Annotated in this window: 22 protein-coding genes and 1 pseudogene; 11 read left to right on the forward strand and 12 right to left on the reverse strand. The window is 60.1% G+C overall.

What is annotated here, in order from left to right:
* Positions 1–27: 27 nt before the first annotated feature.
* The 3 genes from Q0X28_RS02920 to Q0X28_RS02930 all read right to left on the reverse strand — a co-directional run bounded on the left by Q0X28_RS02920 (position 28) and on the right by Q0X28_RS02930 (position 4,683).
* Positions 28–906 (reverse strand): succinate dehydrogenase cytochrome b subunit, encoded by an 879-nt coding sequence (locus Q0X28_RS02920; RefSeq protein WP_296239838.1) that lies wholly within the window; start codon positions 904–906, stop codon positions 28–30.
* Between the two features lie 448 nt (positions 907–1,354).
* Complete coding sequence (locus Q0X28_RS02925; RefSeq protein ID WP_296239841.1) at positions 1,355–3,877, reverse strand: glycoside hydrolase family 65 protein; 2,523 nt, start codon at positions 3,875–3,877, stop codon at positions 1,355–1,357.
* A complete protein-coding gene (locus Q0X28_RS02930) occupies positions 3,874–4,683 on the reverse strand; it encodes an HAD family phosphatase (protein WP_298576422.1) in 810 nt (269 codons plus the stop codon). Before Q0X28_RS02930 ends, Q0X28_RS02925 begins: the two co-directional genes overlap by 4 nt.
* Positions 4,684–4,760: 77 nt before the next feature.
* On the opposite strand from Q0X28_RS02930, the gene Q0X28_RS02935 reads away from it, so the two are divergent.
* Positions 4,761–5,867 carry an endonuclease/exonuclease/phosphatase family protein gene (locus Q0X28_RS02935; protein ID WP_296239844.1) on the forward strand — a complete coding sequence of 369 codons (1,107 nt, stop codon included), beginning with the start codon at positions 4,761–4,763 and terminating at the stop codon, positions 5,865–5,867.
* Between the two features lie 59 nt (positions 5,868–5,926).
* Here Q0X28_RS02935 and lpdA read toward each other — a convergent pair whose 3' ends face one another.
* The gene (gene lpdA / locus Q0X28_RS02940) at positions 5,927–7,399 is read right to left on the reverse strand and encodes a dihydrolipoyl dehydrogenase (RefSeq protein ID WP_296239854.1); all 1,473 of its coding nucleotides are present in this window, start codon (positions 7,397–7,399) and stop codon (positions 5,927–5,929) included.
* Between the two features lie 285 nt (positions 7,400–7,684).
* Between lpdA and Q0X28_RS02945 the strand changes: the two genes are divergently transcribed.
* The 3 genes from Q0X28_RS02945 (at position 7,685) to Q0X28_RS02955 (ending at position 11,093) form a co-directional block, all read left to right on the forward strand.
* Positions 7,685–8,914 (forward strand): hypothetical protein, encoded by a 1,230-nt coding sequence (locus Q0X28_RS02945; protein ID WP_298576426.1) that lies wholly within the window; start codon positions 7,685–7,687, stop codon positions 8,912–8,914.
* A gap of 104 nt (positions 8,915–9,018) precedes the next feature.
* Entirely contained in the window at positions 9,019–9,912 is an 894-nt protein-coding gene (locus Q0X28_RS02950) for a YwiC-like family protein (RefSeq protein ID WP_298576428.1), read from the forward strand.
* 368 nt (positions 9,913–10,280) lie between these two features.
* Positions 10,281–11,093: a hypothetical protein gene (locus Q0X28_RS02955; RefSeq protein ID WP_298576431.1), complete on the forward strand. Its 813-nt coding sequence runs from the start codon at positions 10,281–10,283 to the stop codon at positions 11,091–11,093.
* Between the two features lie 135 nt (positions 11,094–11,228).
* Here the strand turns inward: Q0X28_RS02955 and Q0X28_RS02960 are convergent, their stop codons facing one another.
* Together Q0X28_RS02960 and groL are read right to left on the reverse strand one after the other, a co-directional pair.
* On the reverse strand, positions 11,229–12,050 hold the full coding sequence (locus tag Q0X28_RS02960; RefSeq protein ID WP_298576433.1) for a hypothetical protein: 822 nt from the start codon (positions 12,048–12,050) through the stop codon (positions 11,229–11,231).
* Between the two features lie 352 nt (positions 12,051–12,402).
* Positions 12,403–14,022: a chaperonin GroEL gene (gene groL / locus Q0X28_RS02965; protein ID WP_298576435.1), complete on the reverse strand. Its 1,620-nt coding sequence runs from the start codon at positions 14,020–14,022 to the stop codon at positions 12,403–12,405.
* A gap of 215 nt (positions 14,023–14,237) precedes the next feature.
* On the opposite strand from groL, the gene Q0X28_RS02970 reads away from it, so the two are divergent.
* The 3 genes from Q0X28_RS02970 (at position 14,238) to Q0X28_RS02980 (ending at position 17,062) form a co-directional block, all read left to right on the forward strand.
* Positions 14,238–14,726: an SRPBCC family protein gene (locus Q0X28_RS02970; RefSeq protein ID WP_298576437.1), complete on the forward strand. Its 489-nt coding sequence runs from the start codon at positions 14,238–14,240 to the stop codon at positions 14,724–14,726.
* 220 nt (positions 14,727–14,946) lie between these two features.
* On the forward strand, positions 14,947–15,585 hold the full coding sequence (locus tag Q0X28_RS02975; RefSeq protein WP_298576439.1) for a hypothetical protein: 639 nt from the start codon (positions 14,947–14,949) through the stop codon (positions 15,583–15,585).
* A gap of 82 nt (positions 15,586–15,667) precedes the next feature.
* Positions 15,668–17,062, forward strand: coding sequence for a M20/M25/M40 family metallo-hydrolase (locus tag Q0X28_RS02980; RefSeq protein ID WP_298576441.1), 1,395 nt, complete (start codon positions 15,668–15,670; stop codon positions 17,060–17,062).
* A 140-nt stretch (positions 17,063–17,202) separates the two neighbouring features.
* On the opposite strand, the gene Q0X28_RS08575 is transcribed toward Q0X28_RS02980, so the two are convergent.
* From Q0X28_RS08575 to thrC, 5 genes and pseudogenes are all read right to left on the reverse strand, one after another.
* Positions 17,203–17,559 (reverse strand): MMPL family transporter, encoded by a 357-nt coding sequence (locus tag Q0X28_RS08575; RefSeq protein ID WP_367270667.1) that lies wholly within the window; start codon positions 17,557–17,559, stop codon positions 17,203–17,205.
* A gap of 41 nt (positions 17,560–17,600) precedes the next feature.
* Positions 17,601–19,226, reverse strand: a pseudogene (locus tag Q0X28_RS02985) (MMPL family transporter); the annotation flags it as partial.
* Positions 19,175–19,705: a LytR C-terminal domain-containing protein gene (locus tag Q0X28_RS02990; protein ID WP_296239439.1), complete on the reverse strand. Its 531-nt coding sequence runs from the start codon at positions 19,703–19,705 to the stop codon at positions 19,175–19,177. The pseudogene Q0X28_RS02985 and the gene Q0X28_RS02990, both read right to left, overlap by 52 nt.
* 89 nt (positions 19,706–19,794) lie before the next feature.
* Positions 19,795–20,037 (reverse strand): DUF3263 domain-containing protein, encoded by a 243-nt coding sequence (locus tag Q0X28_RS02995; protein ID WP_298576445.1) that lies wholly within the window; start codon positions 20,035–20,037, stop codon positions 19,795–19,797.
* Positions 20,038–20,043: 6 nt separating this feature from the next.
* Complete coding sequence (gene thrC / locus Q0X28_RS03000; protein ID WP_298576447.1) at positions 20,044–21,510, reverse strand: threonine synthase; 1,467 nt, start codon at positions 21,508–21,510, stop codon at positions 20,044–20,046.
* A gap of 87 nt (positions 21,511–21,597) precedes the next feature.
* Here thrC and Q0X28_RS03005 point away from each other — a divergent pair, with 87 nt between their 5' ends.
* The 4 genes from Q0X28_RS03005 (at position 21,598) to ppk2 (ending at position 24,659) form a co-directional block, all read left to right on the forward strand.
* The gene (locus Q0X28_RS03005) at positions 21,598–22,248 is read left to right on the forward strand and encodes a peptide deformylase (RefSeq protein WP_298576449.1); all 651 of its coding nucleotides are present in this window, start codon (positions 21,598–21,600) and stop codon (positions 22,246–22,248) included.
* Between the two features lie 44 nt (positions 22,249–22,292).
* The gene (locus Q0X28_RS03010; RefSeq protein ID WP_298576451.1) at positions 22,293–23,114 is read left to right on the forward strand and encodes an exodeoxyribonuclease III; all 822 of its coding nucleotides are present in this window, start codon (positions 22,293–22,295) and stop codon (positions 23,112–23,114) included.
* 140 nt (positions 23,115–23,254) lie between these two features.
* On the forward strand, positions 23,255–23,590 hold the full coding sequence (locus Q0X28_RS03015; RefSeq protein WP_298576453.1) for a hypothetical protein: 336 nt from the start codon (positions 23,255–23,257) through the stop codon (positions 23,588–23,590).
* Positions 23,591–23,723: 133 nt separating this feature from the next.
* Complete coding sequence (ppk2, locus tag Q0X28_RS03020) at positions 23,724–24,659, forward strand: polyphosphate kinase 2 (protein ID WP_296239396.1); 936 nt, start codon at positions 23,724–23,726, stop codon at positions 24,657–24,659.
* A gap of 114 nt (positions 24,660–24,773) precedes the next feature.
* Here ppk2 and Q0X28_RS03025 read toward each other — a convergent pair whose 3' ends face one another.
* On the reverse strand, positions 24,774–26,453 hold the full coding sequence (locus Q0X28_RS03025) for a hypothetical protein (RefSeq protein ID WP_298576455.1): 1,680 nt from the start codon (positions 26,451–26,453) through the stop codon (positions 24,774–24,776).
* Positions 26,454–26,536 lie beyond the last annotated feature (83 nt).

The following is a 26,536-nucleotide window of genomic DNA, read 5'->3' on the forward strand; positions in this document are numbered from 1 at the left end:
GGGCGGTACCGGAAACTTATGGGTGTACTAGCCGATGATGCTCAGTGCGGCCATGGCGGCGTGTGCAGTTCCGTCGTACGCCTGGTTGGGGACGGCGAGATCGACGGGCGGGATGACGCCGGTGGCGACGCAAATCACGATGGCGAGGTTGCCGAGGACGATAACGCCAGAGAGGATGCCACCGATGGCAGCCATGGCAGCGCGCAGGCGCTTGCCGGTGGCGCCAAAGTCATTGGCGGTGGTGGCAATGCCGTGCTCAATGTGGAAGAGCAGCAGCAGCATGGTGATGGCGTAGAACGCAGCGACGGCGGGACGGTCGAACGAGGCGATCATGTTGTTATACGCGTCGCCATGCTGGAACTTGGCTCCGGTGTCACCAGTAGTGAGGTCGAGGATGTGGAAGACAATGAAGCATGCCAGGATCAGACCGGAGATGATCATGAACTTGGCGGAGACACCACGGAAGGTGCTGACCTTGCGTGCACTGTTGCCGTGGGCTTGCTTGCCGCGGACGGCTAGCAGAATGCCGGAGGCGAAGTGCAGGATGATGCAGACGAGCAGCACGATACGGAAGACCCACAGCACGCCTTCGTAGCCGAAGAGGCCGGCGAGCAGGGTCCGCAGCCAGTGTGCGTAGTCGTTCATTGCCTGGGCCTGCTGACCGATCTGGTCCGGCGAGTAGCCTTTGGCAAGGTCATGCTGTGTGATCGTGTACGTGCCCCTGAACATCTTCAGGTTGCCGATCATGTGGACAAGCAAGAAGAGTGAGAAGATCCAGCCCGTGATGGCCATGATGAACTTCGCAACCCAGCTGGGGTAGAAGGGCTTCTTGCGGAGGTGAGCGCGATTGGTAGTGCCGGTCTTCGCCGTGGTGCGCTCTGCGACGGCGGTACTATTTCCGGCCATGGAACCTCCCTATTGTTCGGGTTTACCTGACTTCACTCTATCGTCTTTCGGAGTGCTTCTTGGACTTGTCATTTTCGACCTTTTAGCAGGTTAGGGCACCCTTATTTGTGTTTCGAGAGACCCATCTCACACCCTTTTTCCAACCCTCTTACGGCCTCATTTAAATCGCAGTTTTCTTTCCTAAAATATTGTGGGCGATTACTGAGAACACACACGTCACATCAAAAGCCCTACGACCTGTTTGTTTGTGAAATAACGACACTTTTCCGCCGTATACCGGACCTAAAATGGCAACTCGGCACTAGCTTTTAACACGCCGAGGCTGCACCAATCTCACTAAATTCCGAGGTAAGCCAGCTCACATCAAAGCTACTGCCGAGTTCTTTTGAAATTATGGCGAAAATCACTCTCAATTTTCCAAGTGGGTGAAATATCACCTGCGGTATGGCTACTGCGGCCGTTTCACCACCAGCTTCTCACCCGCCTGGACCGTCACCGGCTGACCCCACACTTCGAAGCCCAGAGCCACCGGCGAATCACACTCTAGCTCCACCTCATCCGCACGTACCTCCACCTGCAGACGAAATCCCCACAGCTGCACGCGATACCGCATACTTCCCCACCCCTCCGGCAACACCGGATTGATCGTCCACCGGCCGTCATAGTCACGCAGACCACCAAAGCCAAAGACCAAGGCCGACCACACACCACCACACGAGGCAATGTGGAGACCATCCGACGAATTACCGTGCAGATTACACAGATCCACATAAACGGCATGGCGGAACAACGCCTGAGCATGCGAGTCATAACCTAACTCGGCAGCCAAAATGCACTGCACCACCGCCGACAACGACGAGTCACCCGTTGTCAACGGATCGTAATAGTCAAAATCCGCCCGCTTCAGCTTCTCACTGAACTCAGACCCACGCAGGAAGAGCGCCAACACCACATCTGCCTGCTTAATAACCTGATAACGGTAAATCGTCAGAGGATGATAGTGCAGCAGAAGCGGCCGTTTCGGCTGCCCCCAATCCTTATTCCAAATCTCCCGCTCCAAGAAGTGCGCATCCTGCGGATGAATGCCACGCTCCTCATCGAAGGGGATACACATCGCGTCGGCAGCCTTGCGCCACTCAGCCGGTTCCTCCGGCCGCAGATTCAGGCGATGCACCATCTCCTCGAAATAGCTCTCCTCCACATCCTGCAGGCGCTCCACCCACTCGGCGGCCACCCGCATGTTGTAGCGGGCCATCACATTCGTGAAGAGATTGTCATTTACCACCGTGGTGTACTCATCGGGACCCGTCACCCCATGAATATGGAACTGACCGTCCGCCCCAAAAAAGCCCAAGTCCTCCCACAGGCGCGCAGTCTCGACCAGAATGTCGATAGCCTCCCGGAACAGGAAGTCCGCATCTCCACTGGCACGCGCGTACTGCACTGTGGCATACGTGATATCAGCATCAATGTGGTACTGGGCCGTACCCGCCGCATAGTAGGCACTGGCCTCTTCCCCATTGATCGTGCGCCACGGGTACAAGACACCACGCTGATCCAGCTCGGATGCCCGGTCTCGCGCCTTCGGCAGCATCTGATAGCGGAAGCGCAACGCATTCCGCGCCACTTGCGGCATCGTGTAGGTAAGGAAGGGCATCACATAGATTTCGGTGTCCCAGAAGTAATGCCCCGAATAACCGGAACCCGTCACACCCTTCGCAGAGATACCCAAGTCCTCCGCCCGCGCCGACGACTGAATGAGCTGGAACATATTCCAGCGCACCGCCTGCTGCAACTCCGGCTGGTCCGGAATCTCCACATCGGCCCGCTCCCAAAAATCCGCCAGCCACGTCTGCTGCGCCTCTAGATAGTGCACAGCCCCATGCTTGCGTGCCCGGCGCAACGTCCGATCCACCCTATCCATCAGTTCATTGACGGAGGCCCGGCGAGAGTCATGGTAGGAGAAGTACTTAATGAGGACGATCTCCTGCCCGGGGCGGGCATCCACGTGATACTGCACCTTCGCCATATCCGAATGTGCCACCGAGGAGATATAGAAATCGTTGGCGGTGGAAAAATCGTGGTCCGCGCCCACCGCCAAGGTCATCCCCGAGTTCGCCACCCGGTACCCCAGCTTGATCCTCTCCCCCTCATCCACCTGCAGCAGCGGCACCAGTACACGGGACTGGAAATGATCCGCCCGGCGCGGGTCGGACCCCCTGTTCACCGACCCTTGGGGGGCGCCTTCCGTCGCCACAAAACGATCCGGGTCGGAGGCCGAACCGAACTCATCCTGTCCATCCTGGCGGTTAAGGATCTGCGAGGAGAGCACCACCGGGGCGGAATCCTCCGGCAGCACAATACGTACCTCTTCAATACCCAGGTGACGGTCGGTGAGGGAGACCATGCGGGTGAAATCGATGAGGACGCGTTTGCCTGCCGGGGTCCGCCACTCCAGAGAGCGACGCAGCAGGCCGTCGCGGAAGTCGAGCGAACGCTCATAGTAGAAGAGGTCCGCCACAGACACGCGCAGCGGTTCGTCATCCACATAAATACGGATGGTCTTAGCATCCGGCGCGTTGATGATGGATTGTCCCACCCGCGCCAGGCCATAGGCGTCCTCAGCGTGCTGAATATCCCAGGTTTCGTGGAGTCCGTTCACATAGGTGCCGTTGAGGGCCGAATCGCGGCCTTCCTCCGGGTTACCGCGCACGCCCAGGTAGCCGTTACCCACAGTAAAGAGCGACTCTGCCACACCCAGATCCGATGTGGGGGGCGCTGTCTCTACCCACCTCCAGGGGTCGACGGGGTGAATGGCTCGATCAATTGCCGGTTCTGCAAAGTAGCTGCGCAGGTTGAAGCGGTCGCGGTGGGGGCCGCTGGCCGTCACCTGCTCGTCGTAGAGTTCATGCCCTTCTGCCACCGCAGTGGCATCTGAGGTGGTGTCTGTGATGGAGTTCTTCTCGGTCATGCCAGGGTCTCTCCTAAATCATCGACAACAAGGTGTGCACCAGCGGCCTGCAGATCCGCTGCGCCACTGCCACGGTTGACACCGACCACCAGGCCAAAGTCGCCGGCCCGGCCGGCGGCCACACCCGCGGTGGCGTCCTCGAAGACCGCACACTGGCGGGCGGGCAAGCCCAACAGTTCGGCCGCATACAGGTAGGTGTCGGGGGCGGGTTTGCCGGTGAGGTGTTTCTCGTCGGCGGTGTTACCGTCCACGATCACCTCAAAACGGTCGAGGAGGTTCGCCGCCTGCAGCACCGGACGGGTGTTGCGGGAGGAAGACACCACTGCGTAGGGGATGCCCAGGAGACGAGCTACCTCAATGAGGGCGATAGTGCCAGGGTAGGCACGGATACCGTCCCGCTGCAGTGTCTCCATGAACTCGTTGTTCTTCTGCAGCCCCAGCCGTTCGACTGTCTCCAGGTCCTCGGCTTCGGGGAGGTGGCGGGAGCGGAGTACGTCACGCACACCGTCTAGGCGGTGACGCCCGTCCACGTAGGTGTAGTAGTCCTCCATTGTGTAGGGGGCGAGCTCTTCTCCAAGCTCTGCGGCCCGCTGCTCAATGTAGGGCGCGAAGAGGTTAAACCACGCCCGTTTGTGGATATCTAGCGTGGGGGTGATGACGCCGTCCAGATCCAGGAGTAACCCCCGGCAGTCCTGCCAGCGGAGCGTTTCGCGTGGATCTTTCTGGCCGCCTGCTGCTGCTTCGGGAGAGGAAACGGAGTTGTCAGAAGAGGGCATGTGGGCTTGATTATCGAGATTCCACGTCATGCCTCTAGCATACTGAGGGAAACATCCCCTTTGCCGGTTATCTACCTTTTGGGGCACTACACGGTAGGTTAGAAGATATGACGGAGACCGAGCAGAACCCGACGCCTCCATTCGTCCAAAAGGACATGCAGCGGGCCATCCCCCGCCGCTGGTTGGCCGCCCTCATCATCACTGCAGTGGTGCTTGGGCTCTCTGTCTACCCCGGAAAATGGCTGAGTATGCAGCCCGTTTTCGCCCAGATCTTCGCGCCCCGCGGATTTTGGATTCTCATCTCCCTCCTCACCCTGCTGGCCAGTGTGGTGGTCTTCGGGGTCCGCTGGCATCACGACCTGCCGCGCCGCGTCTCCGCCCTCTTCATGGCGATTACGCTTGTGGCGACCTTCGCCCATGTGAGCGTCGGCTGGGGCAATGGTTTGCGCGCCGACCCCCTGCACACGGTGGCGACCCCCAACAAGGGCTACTTTGGCACCGACATCACGGTGATGTCCCTCAACAGCTACAACAATGGCGCCCGACCTGTCACCATCGCAAAACTCGCCAATGCCGTAGGCGCGGACATTGTGATGCTCAACGAAACCACGGAGGGCACCGCCAAACTAGTTGCCCAGCTAATGGAAGAAGCCGGCAGCCCCATGCAGATGTTCCAATCTGCGCCCAGCACGCGGCGCGGTGGGGACAAGCTCAATCAGACGGTGCTGTTGGTGTCCGTCTACTTCGGCACCTACCAGGTGGACGAGAAGATCACCCCCCAGACCTCGCTGGGGGCGGTCGCCGTCACCCCACAAACCCGCGACGCCAACTTCCGCTACCTGCCCACGCTGGTAGCGGGGCACGTCTACCCACCGAACCTGCTACACACTGGCCGCTGGCGCCACGAGGTGAAGCAGATGGTCGACATGTGCCACAGCCCGCAGGCCGGCAACCTCATTATGGGTGGAGATTTCAACGCCACTCCCTGGCACGGGGGCCTCACTGATATGGGCGCCTGCGTCGATGCCCTGGCGGAAGAGAAGAGTGGTTCCGTGGGCACCTGGCCCACCTACCTTCCGAAGCCACTGGGTGTGCCGATTGACCACATTTTCGTGTCGAAATCCAGTTGGCATACTGCCGGCTCCACAGTGGCAGAGGTGGATGGAACGGACCATCGCGCAGTGTTGGCGCGCCTCAGTTACACGGAAATGTAGCTGGTGGCGCCACTGAGAAGCTGGCGGCGCCACCAGGTAACCAGCGCTGCTGAGCGCTGTTAGAGGTTAATCATTTCCCCCAACACACCCTCAACAGACTCCTTCAAGGCCTCCGCCAACGTGGGGTGCACGTGCACAGTCCGGGCAATCTCCTCCGTGGTGAGCTCCCACTTCTGTGCCAGCACCAACTCTGGCAGTAGCTCGGACACCTGCGGCCCCACCATGTGGGCACCCAGCAGCTCCCCGTAGCGGCCGTCAGCAACAATCTTCACAAAGCCCTGCGCCTCCGCCAGGCCCTGTGCTTTACCGTTCGCGCTGAAGGGGAAGGTGGAGACGCGAACATCCATCTCCGGGTCGTTCGCCGCTGCGGCACGCGCCTGCTCCTCGGTGAGGCCAAAGCTGGCCACCTGCGGGTTACAGAAGGTCGCACGCGGCATCATCCGATAGTCGCCCAGCGGAACCGTCTCCTCCCCCGCGATTGTCTCTGCAGCCACCACACCCTGGGCTTCCGCTACATGGGCCAGCTGCAGCTTTGCCGTCACGTCACCAATGGCGAAAATGTGAGGCACCGAGGTCTGCATGGAGTCGTCGACGGCGATAGCACCACGCTCCGTCAACTCCACCCCCGTGTTCTCCAGACCATAGCCCTCCACGTTGGGGCGGAACCCGGTAGAGATAAGGCAGCGTTCCGCATAGATGGTCTCCACATGACCGTTTGCCGGGAGACTTCCATCGGGCAACACGACGGGTTCAATAGCGACTGCCACGCCGTCACCCGTCCGCTCGACGGAGGTGGTTTTGTGCCCGGCGCGGAGCGTAATGCCCAACTTTTGGTACTGCTTGGCGATCTCCTTGGAGACGTCTTTGTCCTCGTTGGGAAGCACCCGGTCCAGGTATTCCACAATGGTCACTTGCACCCCATAGTTCGCCAACACATAGGCGAACTCCATACCGATAGCACCCGCACCCACAATCACGATGCTGTGCGGCAGAGCCGGGTCGAGAATCTGCTCCTCAAAGGAGACGACGGGGCCACCCATCTCCACACCGGGCAGCTGCGCCACATGTGAGCCAGTGGCGATAATGCACTTGTCGAAGCTGATGGTGACGGGTCCCTCGGCGGTTGCGACCTCGATGGTATGGGCGTCGCGGAAGGTACCGCGGCCGTTTACCTCCGTAATCTTATTCTTCCGCATGAGGTAGTGGACGCCCTTCACGATACTGGCGGATACTTTCCGGCTACGCGCATGCGCCACCCCGAAATCCATGCTGATATTGTCTGCCAGCACACCGAATTCTGCCGCATGGTGCAGCATGATATTGGCTACTTCGGCATTTTTCAGCAGAGACTTTGAAGGGATACACCCCACGTTGAGGCACACCCCACCCCAGTATTTCTCCTCCACGATGGTGACCTGGAGCCCCAGTTGGGCAGCCCGAATGGCAGCCACATAGCCGCCCGGTCCGGCGCCCAGTACGAGCAGTTCGGTGTGGCGGTCAGCAGCGGAAGCCGACGCGGAGGAAGCGGGCATGCGGGAAGTATCCGTGGGCTCAGTCATGGTTCTGATACTAGTGGGGTAGGCACCGCTATGCGAGCGTTCAGCGGCACTGCTCTGCGCACGTTGGGGCCTTTCGATCACAGGGATGGGAGAGCAGTGCGGTATTGTGCTGAAGTGTGAACGTACTCATTGCAATTAGTGCAATGAGCGGCGGCTATAGCACACAGAAGCAGGCAAAAATCGCTACTCTGTAAGGGACACTGACGATAGAGTTTCCCAAGCCGGGTTCACTATCACCTGACCAGAGGAATGGGGAGAATGACCGAAGATCCGTCCACTCCGCGCCGCCCCGAAGGCACTCCTAAACCGCAGCGAACCGGCTACCCGCAGATGCGCCCCGCCCAGGGCTACCAGGTTCCCGGTCGTGCAGCAGCCAAGCGCATTCCCTCCCAGTCGGGACAACCCCACTCTCAGGTCACTCCCTCTTCTGGCCGCCCCGCCCAGCCGCGCACCACACAGCTAGGTGCCTCCGGTTCCGGGGACAACACCCGTATCATCACCTCCGCACAATCAACCTCTCAACCTGCGGGACTGGTCCCCCGTAGTGTGCAGGGGGACCAGTCCCGCCGAGACCAATCCCAGCGAGCCAGCAGCACCGCCACCACCGCCGCTTTCAGCCAGCCCACCTTCTCCCCCACGGGCCCCGGTAACGGTGAGCGAAGAAATGGTGCAGCAGGGACCGCCGGTGCTGTCGGACCTGCCAATACCGCCAGCGCACAGCGCGTGCGGACCGGGCAGCCGGCCGCCAGCCAGAATGCTGCTGCCAACCAGCAGGTGTACAGCCCTTCCGAAGCCTGGGCAAACCGTCCGGCAGACAACAGCCCGTCAGCCGCGAGCAGTTTTGAAGCCCGCGACTATAACGCCGCCCCCGTTCCAGACCCCACCTATGGGGTTGACGACGACAAGAGCAAAAAGAAGAAGCGATCCTCCCGTAAGCTTGGCGCAGCTGGCGTCATCGGCGTCACGTTGGTGACGATTCTCGTGCTCATCATCGTTGGCTTCGGGAGTTACGTCTTGGGGAACCGTGCTGGCCACGCGGAAGGCTACCAGCGTGGCTACTCCGAAGGTTCCAACACCGTCGCACGGAGTGCCGACGACGCTCTACAGAAACTCAATTCGGTCAGCTCGTCCTCCTCCTCCGTGTCCTCCTCACTGGCTGCCATGCTGCCCCTGGTCAACCCGTGCTCAGAAAAGTACGGGCAGCGTGAAGCCGCCCAAACTACCTGGGGCCGCTACGGCTGGGGCTGCAAGTTTACCAGTGAAAAAGGGCGCAAGTTCTCTGTCCTCATTGGCGAGGCTGACCGAGATACTGTTGGTAAACCGCGCATCGAAAAGCGCCGCAATGGGCAGACCAAGGGGTGCATCGCCACCGGTTCGCCGCAAGCCCATCCTGCTTTTGGCCTCACCGTATGGGTGGCCGAAGACAAGGGGCTTGACTCCTGCAAGATGGCCAAAGATAAGTGGAACGAAGTCGCCAAAAGCAGCTAAAAGTAGTCACTAAAGTTAGGGCAGACTACACTACAAGACGGCCCTCGGGGTAGACCGGAACCCCTTATCCGGTCCCCGCCTCTGCACCGCGAAAGGACGTCCGCATGGCCGCCCCACAGACACCAGCAAAGGACACCGGGAAACCTGGCAAGAAACGCTCGCTGTCGGCACGCGGTTGGGTCCCTGATTATCACGGCGCCTGGGCAATGGTGTTTGTTCCCATCACCTTAGGCATCATCATTGGTGGCTTTGTCCCCGCCCACATCCCCTTCTACCTGCTGTGGGGGGTGGGCTACTTCTGTTTCTTCGCCCTCACGAAGTGGTTCGTGGCGCGCCGCAAGCCTCTCTACGCCACCCCCGTCAAAGCGTACGTGTGCGCCTGTGCTGTGCTCGGCATCCTCACCCTCTGGAGCGCCCCCAAGCTACTCCTGTGGGCGCCCTGGTTTGCCATTCTCATCATCACCACCGTCATCCTTATTAGAGAACGCAAAGAACGCACTATGGCAGCGCGCGGCATCACTGTCACCGCGGGCGTTTTGGTTGGCGCAGTGACCTACGACCTGGGCACTGGCTTTCAGCGGTCGAGTTTCTCGCTCCTCCCCGTCCCCGTCGATACACACATGGCAGCCCTCAGCGGACACAACTGGTCGAGTTCGGTGACTGGCTGGAAGTGGATGTGGCTAGTCTGCCTCGTCCTCCTGCTGTACTTCTTCGGGACTGTCCCCGTGGTGAAAACCGTTATCCGGGAACGCCGCAGCACTCCTCACCTGGTGTTCTCTATTGTCTTCCATGCTTTGGCCGCAGCGTTTGCACTGGTGAGTGCGCTGCTGGGATGGACCGGCTGGGCGCTCTTCGCAGTGTTTGTGGCGCTACTGGCCCGCTCGGCTTATTTCCCCTTGACGATGCGCTACCAGGGTAAAAAGTGGAGCGCTAAAACGATCGGTATTACCGAGATAGTCTTTACTGCGCTGGTCGTTATCGCCCTGTGGCTGCCGTAGCAGAGAGGGACGCATTACCGGCAAAGTACCGGACACCCCGCCGTTGAGCACTTTTTCCCTATCTGTAAAAAACATAGCACTATTGCTATTTTTAGAAGGCGTATTGGTCATATGACCATGAGCGAAAACGTATGCGTCGAACGGCTCACGAAATTTTTCCCAGAGCGATTTTTTGCTCTAAGTGGGAAGAAAAGACCAGTTGAGGGCTTTATTATCGTGGGGCAGCTGTCACGTTCCACTACTGACTACCTCTTCCCTCTTTGCAATTGCGCCTTACCGTTCTACAGTTATGGCGTAACAACAATCACGGTTGGATAAAGACCTTCTCTTCTTCGGTTTTCCAACCACCACAGCATAAGGATGCTCTTATGAAATCCTGGCTTCGTTCCACTGCGCTTGCAGTGGTATCCGCAATCACTCTCACCGGTGCTCCCGCTATCGCCAACGCAGCCCCTACAGATACCCCCGACACTGCTCCCATCACGAAGCAGGCTGCCCAGGAGCAGCTTGAGCACGCTGTCCACACCTTGGAAGGTGTGACCACCAACGAGGACGGCGACGGCATCACCCTCAAGAACGGGACCTTCAAGGTCACCAAAGAGGGCGACAATCTCGAGATCGTTGACGGCCAAGGCAAGTCTGTCATCTCCGTCCCGCTGAAGGGTATCTTCGGAGACTCCATCTACACCCTCCGCGCTTCCCTCAGCAGCAACGCCAAGACCGTAACTCTCACCAAGGGACAGTTTGAGGCAAAGGCCACCAAGGTTCAGCTCGCCAAGAAGAACCGCTTCACGAGCAACACCAAGGCATGGTTCAAGCTTTACCGCGACTACGCTGATTACGCTCTCCAGCACGACACCCTCAACTTCGTGGGCGGCACCGCTCTAGGCGTCATCACCGGCATTGTCGGCGGCTTCATCACCTACCTCGCCCTCGATCTCGGCACCTACCCGCTGCGTAGCATCCTCGGACTCACTATCATTGGTATTCCCATCAATTACCTGCTGGTGTTCACCTACATGGGCGTCGGCACCACTGTTGGCATCATCTCCACACTCAACATGCCCGCCGTGTTGTCCTCCAAGCTGGCCAAGGATCCGGTCGCCAAGAAGAAGGCTGATCGTCTCCTTCGCGGCACCAAGGCATACTTCACCGGTGGCGATGTCAGCCGCGTCCGCTAAGTAGCACTACACCTCCGCTACGTCGACTCAGCGCCACGCTGAGCGAGACACGACTTAGCAGACTTCCCTATAGTGACAGAATGATCCCCAGCTCGCAGGAGCTGGGGATCATTCTGTCACACGTGGATATAGAGATTAGAACCAGTTGAAGTGGAAGAGGTTGTCCCAGAATCGCTTAGCAGTTCCTTTAACCTCGGGATTGTCGGAGGCGACGGGAAGTGCAGCAGAGCCAATGAACCAGCCGGCAGCACAGGTGATAGGTACCGAAAGGACGGCAATGCCGGCTGCGACATAGAGGATGGCGCTGAGGAACCACACCGGCCACAAGATGAAGTAGCCAATGAGGTAGGTCAGCCAGCCGCCCGCATTCAGGACTGCCGCCGCAACGAAGGAGAGAGCTATACCAGCACCGCAGCCTAGGACACCACCCAGGTAAAAGTACAACGGATCCTTGTTGGTGGAGACCTTGGCGAGGTTGATGTAATCGACGACGGCACCGTCGCCAGTCTTGCCAATCTCGGACCTGTAAGCGGCGGCAAGCTTAGCCTGGCGCGCCTTTTCGACTGCACTCAGCGGACGGTACGTAGCGTCTGCCGGACGCTGGAAGGTGACGGACTTGCCGTCCTTCGCCACGTGCGCGTTGAGGGTGTAGATGGCTTGCTTGGATGCATCGAAGCCAAGCAGTGGAAGAGTCATGAGGACGCTGCCATTGTAGCCGACGAGCTCCAGGCCACGGTTGTTATCCGCCAGGCGGACTGTGCCCTTTTCGACGGAGAGAGTATTGGCGTCCTGGGAGAGGCTACCAAAACGGAACTGTTGTCCCATCTGCTGAATTTGAGCGTGGGACACGGGCGCGGGAGCGGCCTCGGCGGGGGCAGCTGACGCGATGGCGGGTACCGTTGCGATAGTGACAGCCGCGGATACTGCGACTGCAAGAGGCTTCAGAACGTTTTTCATGATGACTCCTTGGTCGATGTGACGTAGCTTACGTTACGCATATTAGGACGGCCTTGACCAGGGTATTTTCACCACGAGCGAAAAGTAACGGTTGGATAAAGTACTACCCGCGAGTACTCCACAGACGCGGACACATTATCGACACTGTGTTCACGCGTCCACATAAACAGCAGCCCTGTGCATATTTCTGCACAGGGCTGACTGTCAATTATGGGGTTATTCTGCCGCACTAGCGATGTTTCACAACGTGATGAGCGTTGCAGGATTGCAACCTACCACACCGCAGCAACACCACCGTCTTCCCCGCGTTGACCTATGTCAGCACGCGAATGCGGACATACGTGGCGGTGGTTTAGTACATGCCACCCATGTCGTCACCGGCGGGGGCAGCCGGAGCCGGGGGTTCCGGCTTGTCGGCAACCACAGCTTCGGTGGTGAGGAACAGTGCGGCGATGGAGGCGGCGTTCTGCAAGGCAGAGCGGGTAACCTTCACCGGGTCATTGATGCCGGCTTCGAGCAGGTCCTCGTAGACACCGGTGGCAGCGTTGAGGCCGTTGCCACTGGGGAGGCTGCGGACCTTCTCGGCCACGACGCCAGGCTCCAAGCCCGCGTTGAACGCAATCTGCTTCAGCGGGGCGGAGAGGGCAGACTGGACGATCTTGGCACCGGTCAGCTCGTCGTCTTCCAGATCAAGATCCTCGATGGCGGACTCGCACTGCACGAGTGCGACACCACCACCAGCAACGATGCCTTCTTCAACGGCAGCCTTAGCGTTGCGGACAGCGTCCTCAATGCGGTGCTTGCGTTCCTTCAGCTCGACCTCAGTAGCGGCACCGGCCTTGATGACGGCAACGCCACCGGCCAGCTTAGCGAGGCGCTCCTGCAGCTTCTCACGGTCGTAGTCAGAGTCAGTGGAAGCGATCTCCGCCTTGATCTGGTTAACGCGGCCTTCGATGGTCTCGGTGGAGCCGGCACCGTCAACAATGGTGGTCTCTTCCTTGGTGACGACAACCTTGCGGGCACGGCCCAGCATGGTGATGTCGGCGGTCTCGAGGGAAAGACCAACCTCTTCGGAGATAACCTGGCCACCGGTGAGAATGGCCATATCCTGCATCATGGCCTTGCGGCGATCGCCAAAGCCCGGCGCCTTGACGGCAACAGACTTGAAGGTGCCACGGATCTTGTTGACCACCAGGGTGGAGAGGGCTTCGCCTTCAACGTCTTCGGCAATGATGAGGAGGGGCTTGCCGGACTGCATTACCTTTTCGAGCAGCGGCAGCAGGTCCTTAATACTGGAGATCTTGCCCTGGTTGATGAGGATGTAGGGATCCTCGAGGACGGCTTCCTGGCGTTCCAGGTCGGTGGCGAAGTAACCGGAGATGAAACCTTTATCGAAGCGCATGCCTTCGGTCAGTTCCAGGTCGAGGCCGAAAGTGTTGGCCTCTTCCACAGTGATAACGCCTTCCTTGCCGACCTTATCCATAGCCTCGGCAATGAGGTTACCGATCTCGGGATCGCCAGCGGAGATACCGGCGGTGGCGGCAATTTCGTCCTTGGTTTCAACTTCCTTGGCGGAGGTAAGGAGAGCCTTGGTGACGACATCCACGGACTTTTCGATGCCGCGGCGCAGACCCATGGGGTTGGAGCCGGCAGCAACGTTGCGGAGACCTTCATGGACGAGAGCCTGGGCGAGCACGGTGGCGGTGGTGGTGCCGTCGCCGGCGACGTCATCCGTCTTCTTGGCGACTTCCTTGACCAGCTCAGCGCCGATCTTCTCGTAGGGCTCTTCGAGTTCAATTTCCTTAGCGATGGAGACACCATCGTTGGTGATGGTGGGGGCGCCCCACTTCTTTTCTAGGACGACGTTGCGGCCCTTGGGGCCGAGCGTCACCTTGACGGTATCAGCGAGGATATCGAGGCCCCGCTCCAGGCCACGGCGGGCCTCTTCGTCAAATGCAATCATCTTGGACATGTGTTGTTTATGTCTTCCTCTGTTGATGGGGGTGACTGGTGGCCGACACTGCCAAGCTGGCACAGTTCCCGCGACGGACGACCGGTGTGTCTTGTACGGGATGGTACCCGGTCTTACTCGCCAGCTTTGGCACTCCCAATGATTGAGTGCTAAGTCTTTTCTAGCACTCGAACTAGTCGAGTGCAAGAACGATTCCAGCAGCTTATGATGAACATATGGATTCCAAACTGATTAGCGTTTCCCGCACCATTCCCGCTTCTCCCTCCGCTGTCTGGCAGGTCGTCAGCGATATCAGCAGCATGGGCTCACGCAGTCCCCAATGCAAAAAGATGATCGGATTCCCTCCTAGCTCCGACCCGGTTCACCCCGATGGCATCACCATTAATATCAACCGCCGCGGCAAGTACACCTTCTGGATCACTACCGCTCGTTTCCTCACAGTGGAGCCTAAGAAGGAGCTATCCTTTCTTATTCCTGCCAACCACTACCTGTGGACTTACCGGCTAGAACCAGCGGAGAATGGCGGCACCACTGTCACTTTGGAGCGCCTCCTCGCAGATGCCCGCCCCAGCCTTATTAGTTCTGTATTTGTGAAGTTCTTCCTGGGTGGGGACGAGGCTTTTACGCAGGAAATGGCTGCGGGTATGCAGGAAACTCTAGCCAAGGTGGAGGAGCAGGCGATGACACTGCCCTACACCAGCTAGTCCTCCTCATTTTTTTATTTTTTCATTGTGCGAAAATTTTTTTCCATTTTTGTTGACAGATAGGGGTCACTCCCCTATCCTCTTAAATATGAACACGAAGCACCTAGTAGTAGCTCGCAGCCGCAGTAGGGTCGTCACTACGGACTAGCCCCCTGCTGCGGTGGAGAGAAGCGCTGGCCCACACACTCACGGACCGCCCCGCATAGAAAGCTCTTCTCCAATGTCTACTCACCGCTTCCCCTCCTCCACTTCCGCCCCCTCCCGCATCACCACAACCGCCTCTCATCCAAACGCCCCCATGGCGCCGGCAACCACCCCCAATCTGCGGGATCACAACCCCTTCACCGCGCGGACTCATCACCCCCTCCCCATCGAACTGTGCCCCTTCGCCGCTGGCATGTCCGAGGACGAATTCGACCGCACCTTCCGCACCCCCGGCAGCATCATGCTGGGAGCCTTCGGTAGCCAACCCACCACCTGCGGCAGGTCACTCTACATCACCACCCTCACCATCGACGGCACCGTGTGCTGCACCGCCGCCGAAGCCGCCGGCCCCATCCAAGCCCTCTGCTACATGCTGGACAGCTTCGACATCCGCCTGGACATTAAAACGTTCCGCCAGCGCGAGACTCCAGACAACCCCCACTACCAGTACGCCACCTTCCTGGAGATTAAGAACCGCTACTTCACCCACTGGGCCATCGGCTACGGCACCACCAGCGAAGAAGCCAGCCTCTCCGCCCTCATCGCAGCCGCCAACCAGTACCGCCAGTACCAGACTGCCCGCCGCCACGGCACCACCACCGGCATCACCTACACGGGCAGCCTGGACGAAACCAAGCAACGCCGAGCAGCCTAGCCTGTGGCCCCAGGCGCAAGCTCCACAGTGGGAAGGGTAGGCTGGGAACCAGCTACCCACCCACTAGAGGAGTCCACCATCCATGACCGAGTCCTCCCCCCTGACTGGAACAGACCAGCTCCGCGCCCACATCGCCGGCCAAGGCGACCAGATCAAAGCCGACCTCACCACAGCTGTGAGCTTCGATTCTGTCTTCGGCACTAACAATGACTCCTGCGCGGCAAGCGCCGCCTGGGTCCAGCAGGTATTCACAGAAGTTGGCGTTGCTGACGTCCACTCGGTAGAGACTGTTGACGGGTCCATCCCGCTCTTCGGCTTCACTCCCCCCGCAGACGGCTGCCCCACAGTGCTGCTGTACTGCCACCACGATGTGCAGCCGGCTGACGACCAACCTGGCTGGAACTCCAACCCCTGGGAGCTCACAGAGAAGGACGGCCGCTGGTATGGGCGAGGTGCCGCCGACGACAAGGGAAATATGGTGGCGCACTTAGCTGCCCTACGAGCGTTGCGGGACTGGGCTCCCCAGTCCGACCACCCCGCACACCCCTTTGGCGGCATCGGCATCCGGCTGGTTGTGGAGGGCTCCGAGGAAGCCGGCGGCGAAGGTTTGGAGACGCTGGTTGCGGAGCGGCCCGAGCTGTTCGCGGCGGATGCGATTCTTATTGCGGACACCGGCAATGTGGCTGTTGGTGTTCCCACCATCAATATTTCGCTGCGTGGCGTGGTCACGCTGAAGGTAATGGTGAAGACGCTGCGCTCCCCTATTCACTCTGGCCAGTATGGTGGCCCCGCCCCTGATGCCCTCTATGCCCTGATTCACATATTGGCGAGCCTGCGGAACACGGAGGGTGGGCTCACCATTGATGGGCTGGACGCCAACCAATGGTGGAAGGGCGTGCAGTATTCGCCTGCCGAGTTTGCAGCGGATGCGGGTGTGCTGGAGGGAGTGCACTTGTCCACGGCCGGCACGCCTTCCGAGTTGGCGTGGGCCCGCCCGACGCTGACCGTGACGGGTATTGATGCAGCGAGCACTGCTCACGCTATTAATGCGGTGCCGGCGGAGGCAGCGGCGATGCTGAATCTGCGCGTGCCCCCGACGATGGATACGCGGGAGGCGGAGGAGAAGCTCATCGCCCATCTGCAGAACCATCGCCCGTGGAATGCCCAGGTGGAGTGTGAACCGCTGGGAACGGGTGAGCCGTACATGGCGGATACCTCCGGTAGCGCCCATGTGAAAATGCAGCAGGCGTTGGCGGCAGCCTATGGCGTCCAGGCAGATGAGGTGGCGTTGAGCGCGGATGGCGGGTCTATCCCACTGTGTGCCGCGCTGAAGGCCGCTCACCCCACCACGCAGCTGGTGCTGTTCGGCGTGGAGGAACCTATCTGTGGCATCCACGGCCCCAATGAGTCCGTCGACCCGACCGAAATCACCGCTATCGCCACTGCTGAGGCACTGTTCTTAGCGAATTTTCGTTAAGAACCCATAAACACTGCTTAGCGAACTTTCGCTAAAAACCGATTGGCACTGTGCGGGGAAGGCCCGCAGCGCGTCCCTTATGAGGACGGCTGAGGGCCTTCCCTGTTGGTGTGATGTGTGGTGATGGTTGTGTGGGTTGGCTAGCTTTGGAGCTTGGTGGGTTCTGGGGTGCGTACACTGCCACGGGCGAGTTTGTTGGGCCACCAAATGGGGTTGCTGACAGTGGTGAAGATGGCGGGGACGAGGAAGGTGCCGAGGAGGACGCCGAGGGCGACGAGGATGCCGCATTGTGCCATGGCGATGAGCGGGAGGACGCCGAGGACGACGAACACTGCGGCGAGTACGATGCCGGCGGAGGTGATGATGCCGCCGGTGTAGGCGACGGCGCGGGCCATGGCTTCTTTGGTGCCGTGGGCGGGGGTGAGTTGTTTGGCGCGGACGACGAGGAAGATGGAGTAGTCGACGCCGAGGGCGACGAGGAAGAGGAAGCTGTAGATGGGGGTGTGTAGTCGAGGGCGGGGAAGTTGAAGATGTGTTGGGAGACGAAGGCTCCGAGTCCGAAGACTGCCACGGCGGAGATGGTGGTAGCGAGGATCATGAGGATGGGTGCGACGAGGGCGCGTAGCACGATGACCAGCATGAGGAAGACGATGAGGAGGATGAGGGGGATGGCAACTTTGAGGTCGTGTCGGGTGGTGTTGGCTTGGTCGTAGGATTGTGCGTCTGCGCCGCCGACGAGGGCTTTGTTGCCGAGTTGGGTTCGGAGGTTGGTGATGGTGTCAAGGGCGCCGGGAGTGGAGGGTTCGTTTTTTCCAATGACGGTCCAGCGCATCCAGTTTCCGATGTCGAGGGGGTCGGGGCGGACGCTGGCGACGTCGTTGCTGGCGTCGAGGATGCGGTGGACTTCGGGGGCGTTCTGTTTCTCGGCGACGATGGTGATGGGTGAGGCCATTCCGGCGGAGTAGTGCTTTTCGAGGACGTGGAGGCCGTCGACGGATTCGGTTTGGGTGGTGAATTGTTCGGTTTGGCTAAGGCCAAAAGTGGTGCCGATCATGCCGCAGGCGAGGACGATGAGGATGACACCGCCGGCGAGGAGGGTGGTGACGGGGCGTTTCTGGACTTTTTGGGCGATGTGGTACCAGCGGTTGTCGGGAGTGACGTCGTCGGCCCCTTGTTGGGTGGGGGTGTTGTCTGCGTCGGTGGGTTTGGGGATGAAGGGCCAGAAGATCCAGCGGGGCACGATGGCGTTGACGGCGGGGAGGGCGACGAGGAGGCCGATGGGGCCGCTGGCGCCGAGGTTGCGGATGGCGGGGCTGTCGACGAAGAGCAGCATGAGGAGGGCGCCGACCACCGTGAGGTTGGAGGCGAGGATGGCGGGGAATGAACCTTTCCAGGCGGCGGTGAGGGCGTCGAGTTTGTTCTCGCGTTGCTGGAGTTCGTCGCGGTAGCGGGAGGTGAAGAGGAGTGCGTAGTTGGCTCCGGCACCGAAGACGAGGACGGAGATGATGCCGCCGGTGGATCCGTCGTAGGAGAATCCGGTGGCGAGGAGGATGGTTTCGGCGATGAGGGCGGCGACACAGTCGGCTATGCCGACGACGATGAGGGGGAAGAGCCAGAGGATGGGTGAACGGTAGGTGAGGAGGAGAAGGACGGCGACGACGGCTGCAGTGATGGCGAGGAGGCGGAAGTCGGCGCCTTGGAAGGCGTTTCCGGGGTCGGCTCCGAAGGCGGGGCCGACGGTGGTGTGGAGTTGGAGCTCTGCGGGGAGGGCGTCTTTTCCGGCGTTACGGACGTTGGTGACGATGTCCCCTAGCTGGGTGCCGGAGGCTTGGGTGGTGATGGGGATCATCACCATGGCGACTTTGCCGTCTTTGGAGGGGATGAACGGCGGGGCAATGCTGGGGGTGCTGTCGACGTGTCGGTCCACCTTGAGCATGGCACCGCGTGTGTGGAGTACTCCTGCCATGTCGGTGTGGGTGAGGGCGCGGTGGTCACTGCGGGTGACGATGGCGAGGAGGGGGGCGTCGGTGGCGGTGGTGTTGTCGTCGATGATCTGCTGTACGCGGGCGGATTCGGCGGAGGGTGGGAGGGAGTTGGGGCGGCCGCTACATGTTAGCCGTTCGCAAGAACCACAACGACGTCTTCGGAGTGCTTGTTGAGCCACTCGGGACGGACGGCAGTGGTGAACTTAAGCTGTTTGGCGATACTTTCCGCGGCGGCCTTCGACTGCGGGTTGTCTTTGTAAAAGACGGTGGAGGCGCTGAGGGATCCGCAGGCGCCTTGCGGGCAGTTGGCGGCGGCGGTCTGGTTGGCCCAGCCGGCGTCGCGGAGTTCATTGCTGGTGCGGCCAGCGTAACCTTCGCGGGTGGTGTTGTTGAGGACGATGACGCGCACGGCAGCCTTGTCGACCTTCACCGGCTCATCCTTCTTCTGCTGTTCCTTGGGGGCAGCTTCGTTCTGGGAGACGGAGGAGCTGGTGGTGGGGTTGGTGCGGACATGCACCTGGTGGCGACCATTGTCGACCAGCATGAAGATACCAACGATGGCGCACACCAGTGCTGCGGCGATCAGTACCATGGCGAGTGCCCGGTACGGGAAGCCGGCGGAGTCGCGCTCAATATTGTCTTGGGTGCTCTTGTTCATATCAGCCACGCTGCTAGTTTAGCGGTTATTAGGGGAGGCCGTACGCTGACGGCGCGTTTCGATCTCAAAATTAGTGCGGATAGCGGCAGTTAGGCCCTTTTTCCACGCTGGTGACGGGCCCGTGAGCGGGAGTCTGCCACTCGTTGGAGACGTCGGACCAAAGCCGGATCCTCCGCCATCGCGTCGGGGTTGTCGAGTAGGGCGTTGAGCTTTTGGTAGTAGCGGGTGGCGTTCATATTGAACTGCACCCGGATAGCGTCTTCCTTGCTGGCTGCGTAGCGCCACCATTGACGCTCGAAGGCCAGCAGCGCACACTCGTCGTCCGTCAACACCCGGATCTACTCCTGCGGGGTAAGAGTGTTGACGATGATGTCCTTCACCGCCTGGGTGTCGTTGGGGACGTCCACCACATGTCGTGGGAGGTCTTCGATGCCCTGGAAGCGTTCCGGGGTGTCGGGGAGACGGCCGGTGGCTTCCTGGATGGTGTCGGCGAATTTCACCGGCAGGGCGGTTTCCAGGCAGATGATGGGGGTGGTGACGGTACCGTCGGCGGTGAGCTCGCGGGCGACCTTGACACCATCTGCGGTGTGCGGGTCGACCATGATGCCGCTGTTTTCCCAGGACGTGCGGATGGTCTCGAGGCGGTCCTGGTGGGTGGACCGGCCGGAAAGGAATCCATACTCGCTTTCGACGGTGGCGAAGGCGGGGTCGGCGGAGAGATCGAAGTAGCCTTCCACCGTCAGCTGGTTGCCGAAGAGGTCGTCGATGCGGGCGGCGTCACGGCCGAGCAGGTCAGCGATGAAGCGCTCAAAGTTGGAGGCCTTCGAGATGTCCATGGAGGGGCTGGAGGTGGCCAGCGTCTGCTCGGCGGAGCGTACCCGGTAGACACCGGTGGTGAAGAACTCGTTGAGTACGTCGTTTTCGTTGGTGACGACGATGAGGCGGTCGATGGGCACGCCCATGGCGCGGGCGACGTGCCCAGCGCAGACGTCGCCGAAGTTGCCGGTGGGCACGGCGAAGCTGACTGCGGTGGTGTTTCGTTGGGCGGGGTCGACCTGTTCGGTGAGGCGGATCCAGCAGCAGATGTAGTAGACGATCTGTGCCATGAGCCGCGCCCAGTTGATGGAGTTGACGGCGCCAATGCTCCAGGTGCGCTTGAACTTGAGGTCGCGGCTGACGTCTTTAACGATGTCTTGGCAGTCGTCGAAGACGCCGTCTACTGCCATATTGACGACGTTGGGGTCGTCGATGGAGAACATCTGGGCTTGCTGGAAGGCGGTCATGCGGCCCCGCGGGGTGAGCATGAAGACGCTGATGCCGTCGCGTCCGCGCATGGCGTATTCGGCGGAGGAGCCGGTGTCACCCGAGGTGGCGCCGAGGATGTTGAGGACCTGGTTGCGACGCTTCAGTTCATACTCGAAAAGTTCACCAAGCAGCTGCATGGCCATGTCTTTGAAGGCGGCAGTGGGGCCGTAGGAGAGGCCGCCAATGTAGATATCGTCTTCCAGATGTTTAACGGTGACGATGTCGTCTTCGGAAAACCTGGGGGTGCAGTAGGCGCGGGCGCAAATGTCTTTGAGGTCGTCGGCGGGAATGTCGTCAATGAAGAGGGTGAGGACGTCGGCGGCGAGGGCTGCGTAGCCGTGCTCGTTGAGGAGGTCCCGCCAACGGTCGAGGTCAGCAGTACCGATGGTGGGGTACTGCTCCGGCAGGTAGAGGCCACCGTCGGGGGCGAGGCCTTCCAGCAGGATGTCGCAGAAGCTGGTGGTGGTCTGTTCTTGGTCGCGAGTAGATAGATAGCGCACGTGTCTATTCTAACTGAGCTTTGTGCAGGTCACGAACAGCAGGTTGAGAGCACGGAGGGTCCCCTCAGCAGCGGGTAAGCTGGGGGCATGACCGTACGCCCTATTGTCATTGCTGGTGACCCCGTCCTGCACCATCCCACCGAGATGGTTGACCTCAGTGGTGGGGTGACGAAAGAGCTGCACAGGCTCATTAAAGACATGTATGACACGCTTGCCGCGAGTGGTGGAGTGGGATTGTCTGCCAACCAGATTGGGGTGGGTAAACGGATTTTTGTGATTGACTGCCCGGATACAGATCTCCCGTTGGGGAGGGAGATGACGCCCGACATGATTAGGGAGCGGGCGGGCAGACCAGGCTGGAGCAAGAACGGCATGAACCGGATTGCCTGCGTCATTAATCCTGTTCTCACGGTGGGCAATCCGCCTAATGGGGAGCCGGTAATGATGCGGGAGGGGGAAGGGTGCTTGTCTGTTCCCGGTGCCCAATTTGCGTTGGACCGCTACGACTGGGCGCAGGTGACGGGTACTGATGCGAAGAGGCAACCCATCACGTTGGAGGGCTATGGTTTCTTTGCGAAGTGCCTTCAACACGAGGTGGGGCACTTGGATGGGCATCTGTATACAGAGTTTGTGCCAGTGTTTGCCCGCCCGAAGGTGAAGCGCCTGTTTAGGAACCGGAAGTGGAATCAGCCAGGGCAGTCGTGGATGCCGGGGGTGGACCCGGACCCCTTCGCCTAGCGGGTACCGTCTTCCCGCTGGGACCATGGAGGTAAACTGCAACCATGCGTTTGGCTACCTGGAATGTGAACTCTATCCGCGCACGCGTCGACCGTGTGACCGACTGGCTCCTGGCCAATGACGTTGATGCCCTTTGCATTCAGGAGACCAAGTGTAAGGACGCACAGTTCCCCTTCGAGCGTTTCGAGGAGATTGGCTACGAGGTGGCCCATGTGGGCTATAACCAGTGGAACGGCGTCGCCATTGTGTCCCGGATCGGGATCGAGGATGTCGAAGAGCATTTCCCCGGCCAACCTGGTTTCGCCAAAGACCCAGAGGCGGAGCAAGTGGTGGAAGCGCGGGCGCTGTCTGCCGTAGTTGGCGCACTGGAGCCCAGCGGACCCCTCACCCTATGGAGTCTTTATGTTCCCAATGGGCGTGAACTCACCGACCGCCACTACACCTACAAGCTGGAATGGCTGCACAAGCTGCGGGACGCGGCAACCAGCTGGCTAGCGGGGGACCCAGACGCGCAGATGATGCTGGCAGGCGACTGGAATGTGGCCCCACTGGATACGGATGTGTGGGATCCTGAGTTTTTTGTCGGCAAGACGCACCTGTCGCCACCGGAGCGAGAGGCGTTTGCAGCGCTAGGTGAGGCGGGTTTCCGGGAAATCACCCGGGAGTTCCTTCCCGAACCTCACACCTACACGTATTGGGATTACACCCGGTTGAGCTTCCCTAAGGACTATGGGATGCGGATCGACTTTGCGTATCTGAGTCCGGTCTTGGCGGATCGAGTGACGGGGGTGTCCATTGACCGCGAGGAGCGGAAGGGCCAGGGGGCCAGTGACCATGTCCCGGTGCTTCTTGAGGTGGCGGATTAGCGTCTGCCGCCCCCGTTCCCAGCTAGTCTCCAGGCTTCCATAAATTTGCTCCAAAATTGCTGCCTAGCTGCGAAGATGAACTTTTCGCTAAGTGGGGTTTACACCTTTAAATTTCTCTCGTAGCAACCTACCATGGAGGTATGATACGCCTCACTGCACTATCGCTCGCGTTGACCACTGCTCTCTTCACCCCGGTTGCCGTAGTGCCTGTTATCGCTCATGCGGCAGAGCACCCGCACTGCAATACGTACACCACCGGCCAGGAGGCTGGTGTGACGTGCACCAACCCCACAGATAAGGCCTTCACCGGCAAGCTTGTGGTGCAATGTGCCAGCCTGGACGATCCGGAGCGTGTGAAGTTCCTCAGCCGTAAAGTCACCATTCCGCCATCGCAGGAGAATGTACTGGCCTCGGTGAGCTGCCCCGCTGGTACGGAACCGCTTCCTCCCCTCTTTACCGGCCCAAACGCCAAATAACATCCATCGTGTTGATTCGTTGTGGTACTGCCACAACGAATGTGGGAATCCCCAGGGAACTTTTGACCGCTTGTCAGGATTCTCTAGCATCTCCCCACTAGACTTGGTTTTTAACCGGACAAAAAGGTTAGGAATGGAAAACCGCGAACTTCGAGACTACATCGACCGCCTCCGTGACGAGGGATACACCGTCCGTGACGACCACGGTGAAGACCCCGACCTCATCGACATCAACGGCAAGGCCGTCGATACCTGGCGGGAAAACTATCCCTACCACCACCGTATGCACCGCAACAGCTACGAGGTGGAGAAGTACCTGCTGCAGATTGAGCTACTGAAATTCCAGAACTGGTCGGTGGACAATAAACGACGCCACCTCATTATCTTCGAGGGCCGCGATGCCGCCGGTAAAGGCGGCACTATCAAGCGCTTCAACGAATACATCAACGTCCGGCACGCCCGCGTGGTCGCGCTCTCCAAGCCCACCGAGCGAGAAAAGAACCAGTGGTACTTCCAGCGCTACATCGAACATTTGCCCTCTGCCGGTGAGATCGTCATGTTCGACCGCTCCTGGTACAACCGCGCCAACGTCGAACGAGTGATGGGTTTCTGCACGCAAGACGAGTACGAACTCTTCATGCACCAGGCTCCCAAATTCGAGAAGATGCTCATCGAAGACGGCATCTCCCTTACCAAGTTCTGGTTCTCGGTAAGCCAGCAGGAGCAACGCACCCGCTTCGCTATCCGCCAATTGGACCCGGTGCGCCGCTGGAAACTCTCCCCCATGGACCTAGAGTCCCTGGACAAGTGGGAAAAGTACACGGACGCCAAAGAAGAGATGTTCCGCCGTACCGACAGCGACTGGGCCCCCTGGACCGTCATCAAATCCAACGACAAGAAACGCGCCCGCATCAACGCACTGCGCTACTTCCTCAACAAGTTCGACTATGAGGACAAGGACACCCAGGTGGTGTTCAACCCCGATTCCAAAGTGGTGCAGCGCGGGAAGGACACTCTGCCGGAGAACCAGTACGGCAAGAAAGCCCAAAAGCTCGCCCACCTGGAGTGAGCCCGATAGCCTCCGCTCCCCTACCCGACACTAACCTAGCCGTCAGCCCGGTAGCCTCCTGCACTGGAGAACTACCGGGCTGACGGCGTGTGGAAACTGGATGTCACTCCACTTCTAGTAGCTGCGCAAGGTGGAGACGGTACTCACCAGCGGCATTGCCAGGCCGTCCACTGGGGAGTTAATGACCTCCATCTGGTTGCTGGTCACGCGCAGGTAGATCTCGTGGACACGCTCACCTGCCATGTAGATCTTGATGAAGGCAGCCAGTTCCGGGTCACTCTTAGCCGTGGCCCACAGTTTCTGCGGAATCTCGAAGGCAGCCACGTAGTTGCGCTTCACTGTGGAGACCAATCCTGCCGGACGGGGGCCGAACTCACCCTCGAACGGCTGCATACGCATGGTCAGCGGGGTACCCAGGCGGCCATCCACGCTGTGGAACAGCACCTTGTAGGTCTTGCCCTTAATGGTGAGCCTAACCGGGCGAGTCACTGAGGCGTAGGCGAACTCGTGGACATCCAGCTGCACACCCGGCACCAGGGTGCCACGGAAGTTGTAGGGGGATGGGGCGCGCAGAGTGTCGCGGGAACGGTCCTGCGCCGGGTTCTGCAGCACCTTGCCTTTGAGAGGCTGCCCGGTGGGGGTAAAGACCCACTGCTGGGCGTCCACCATCTTGTGCCAGAAGCCGGTCACGCCACCTTTGACACCCTCCACACGCAGTTCACGGTGCTGGGAGCCGGGTGCGGTGGAGTGGATGGAAATGCGGTCGGTGATGGTGCCGGGGATCTTCGGCTGGTGCTGCCAGTCCTTCGGGGGCAGCTTAATGGCAGCAGTGCGGGGGTCGAGGCGATGCTGCAGCGCATCCTTGGCGGCTGGCCGGTTGTCCTCATGCCAGGTGTAGCGGAACTGGGCCGGGTCAGAGCCGTTGATATCGAAGTCCGACTGGCGGACATACATATCGCCATACTTGTTAGTGATGAAGACGACGGAGCCGGAGGCGGACATGGTGTGGACGAGGAAACGCGAGTTCAGTGGGGTGCCCACCTCGTAGGAGTAGTCGCTGGCCAGCCACGGGTCCATCGAGTAGATGTGGCTACCGTCCTTGGAGAGGGCGATCACCTGGGTGCACTTGGCCAGAGAAACGGGCTGTTGCTTGCCGGAGGGGTCCTGGTAGGTCTTATCGGTACGGTTGCCGATGAGGCTGAAGGACCACTTGCCGTTTTCGGTGTTGGGGGATTGCTCACCCTTACCGAACCACACCGGGCCGCCCCAGGCGCGGATCCAACCCCACTTGGAGGGGGAGGACAGCAGCTGGCTCATGGTGTAGATCCAACCACCGCGATCGAGGGCTACCATGGCGCCTTCGTTAATGGAGATGCCAACGATCTTGCCGCGCAGGCAGCTGGGGGTGGGCATTTCCCGCCAGGGCTGATTGCCGCCGCGAAAGCGGACGAAGATATTGCCGTCACGCAGGGCGACCTCAATGCGCTGGTTGAAACCTTGGGTGCTATCCCGCAGGTCCACACGGGTGGGGAGGTTCTTTTCCCGGGCGAGGGGAAGTTTGTCGTAACCATCTGTGCCGTAGTCCGGGGCGCGCAGGCCCAGCGGGTATTGGCCGTACCCCTTGACTGGGTCACCTACGAAGGGAACGCACTCGGCGGGGGCGGAGGTGCGGTCAATCTGCGGCTGGGGGGTATCGGGGGCAGCTTGAGCGACACCCACTCCAGCGGGGAGGAGGGCAGCGGAGACAAGTACTGCGGATGCTGCGGACAGCATGGTACGTGGGCAGCGGTACATGGTGGTGTTCCTTAAGAAATGGGAGGCGGGACTGTGTGTGTTCCGCGTTTCCTTCAGCATAGGAAAATAGTTTTACACTTAAC

Source organism: uncultured Lawsonella sp. (assembly GCF_947252745.1).
Lineage (GTDB): Bacteria > Actinomycetota > Actinomycetes > Mycobacteriales > Mycobacteriaceae > Lawsonella.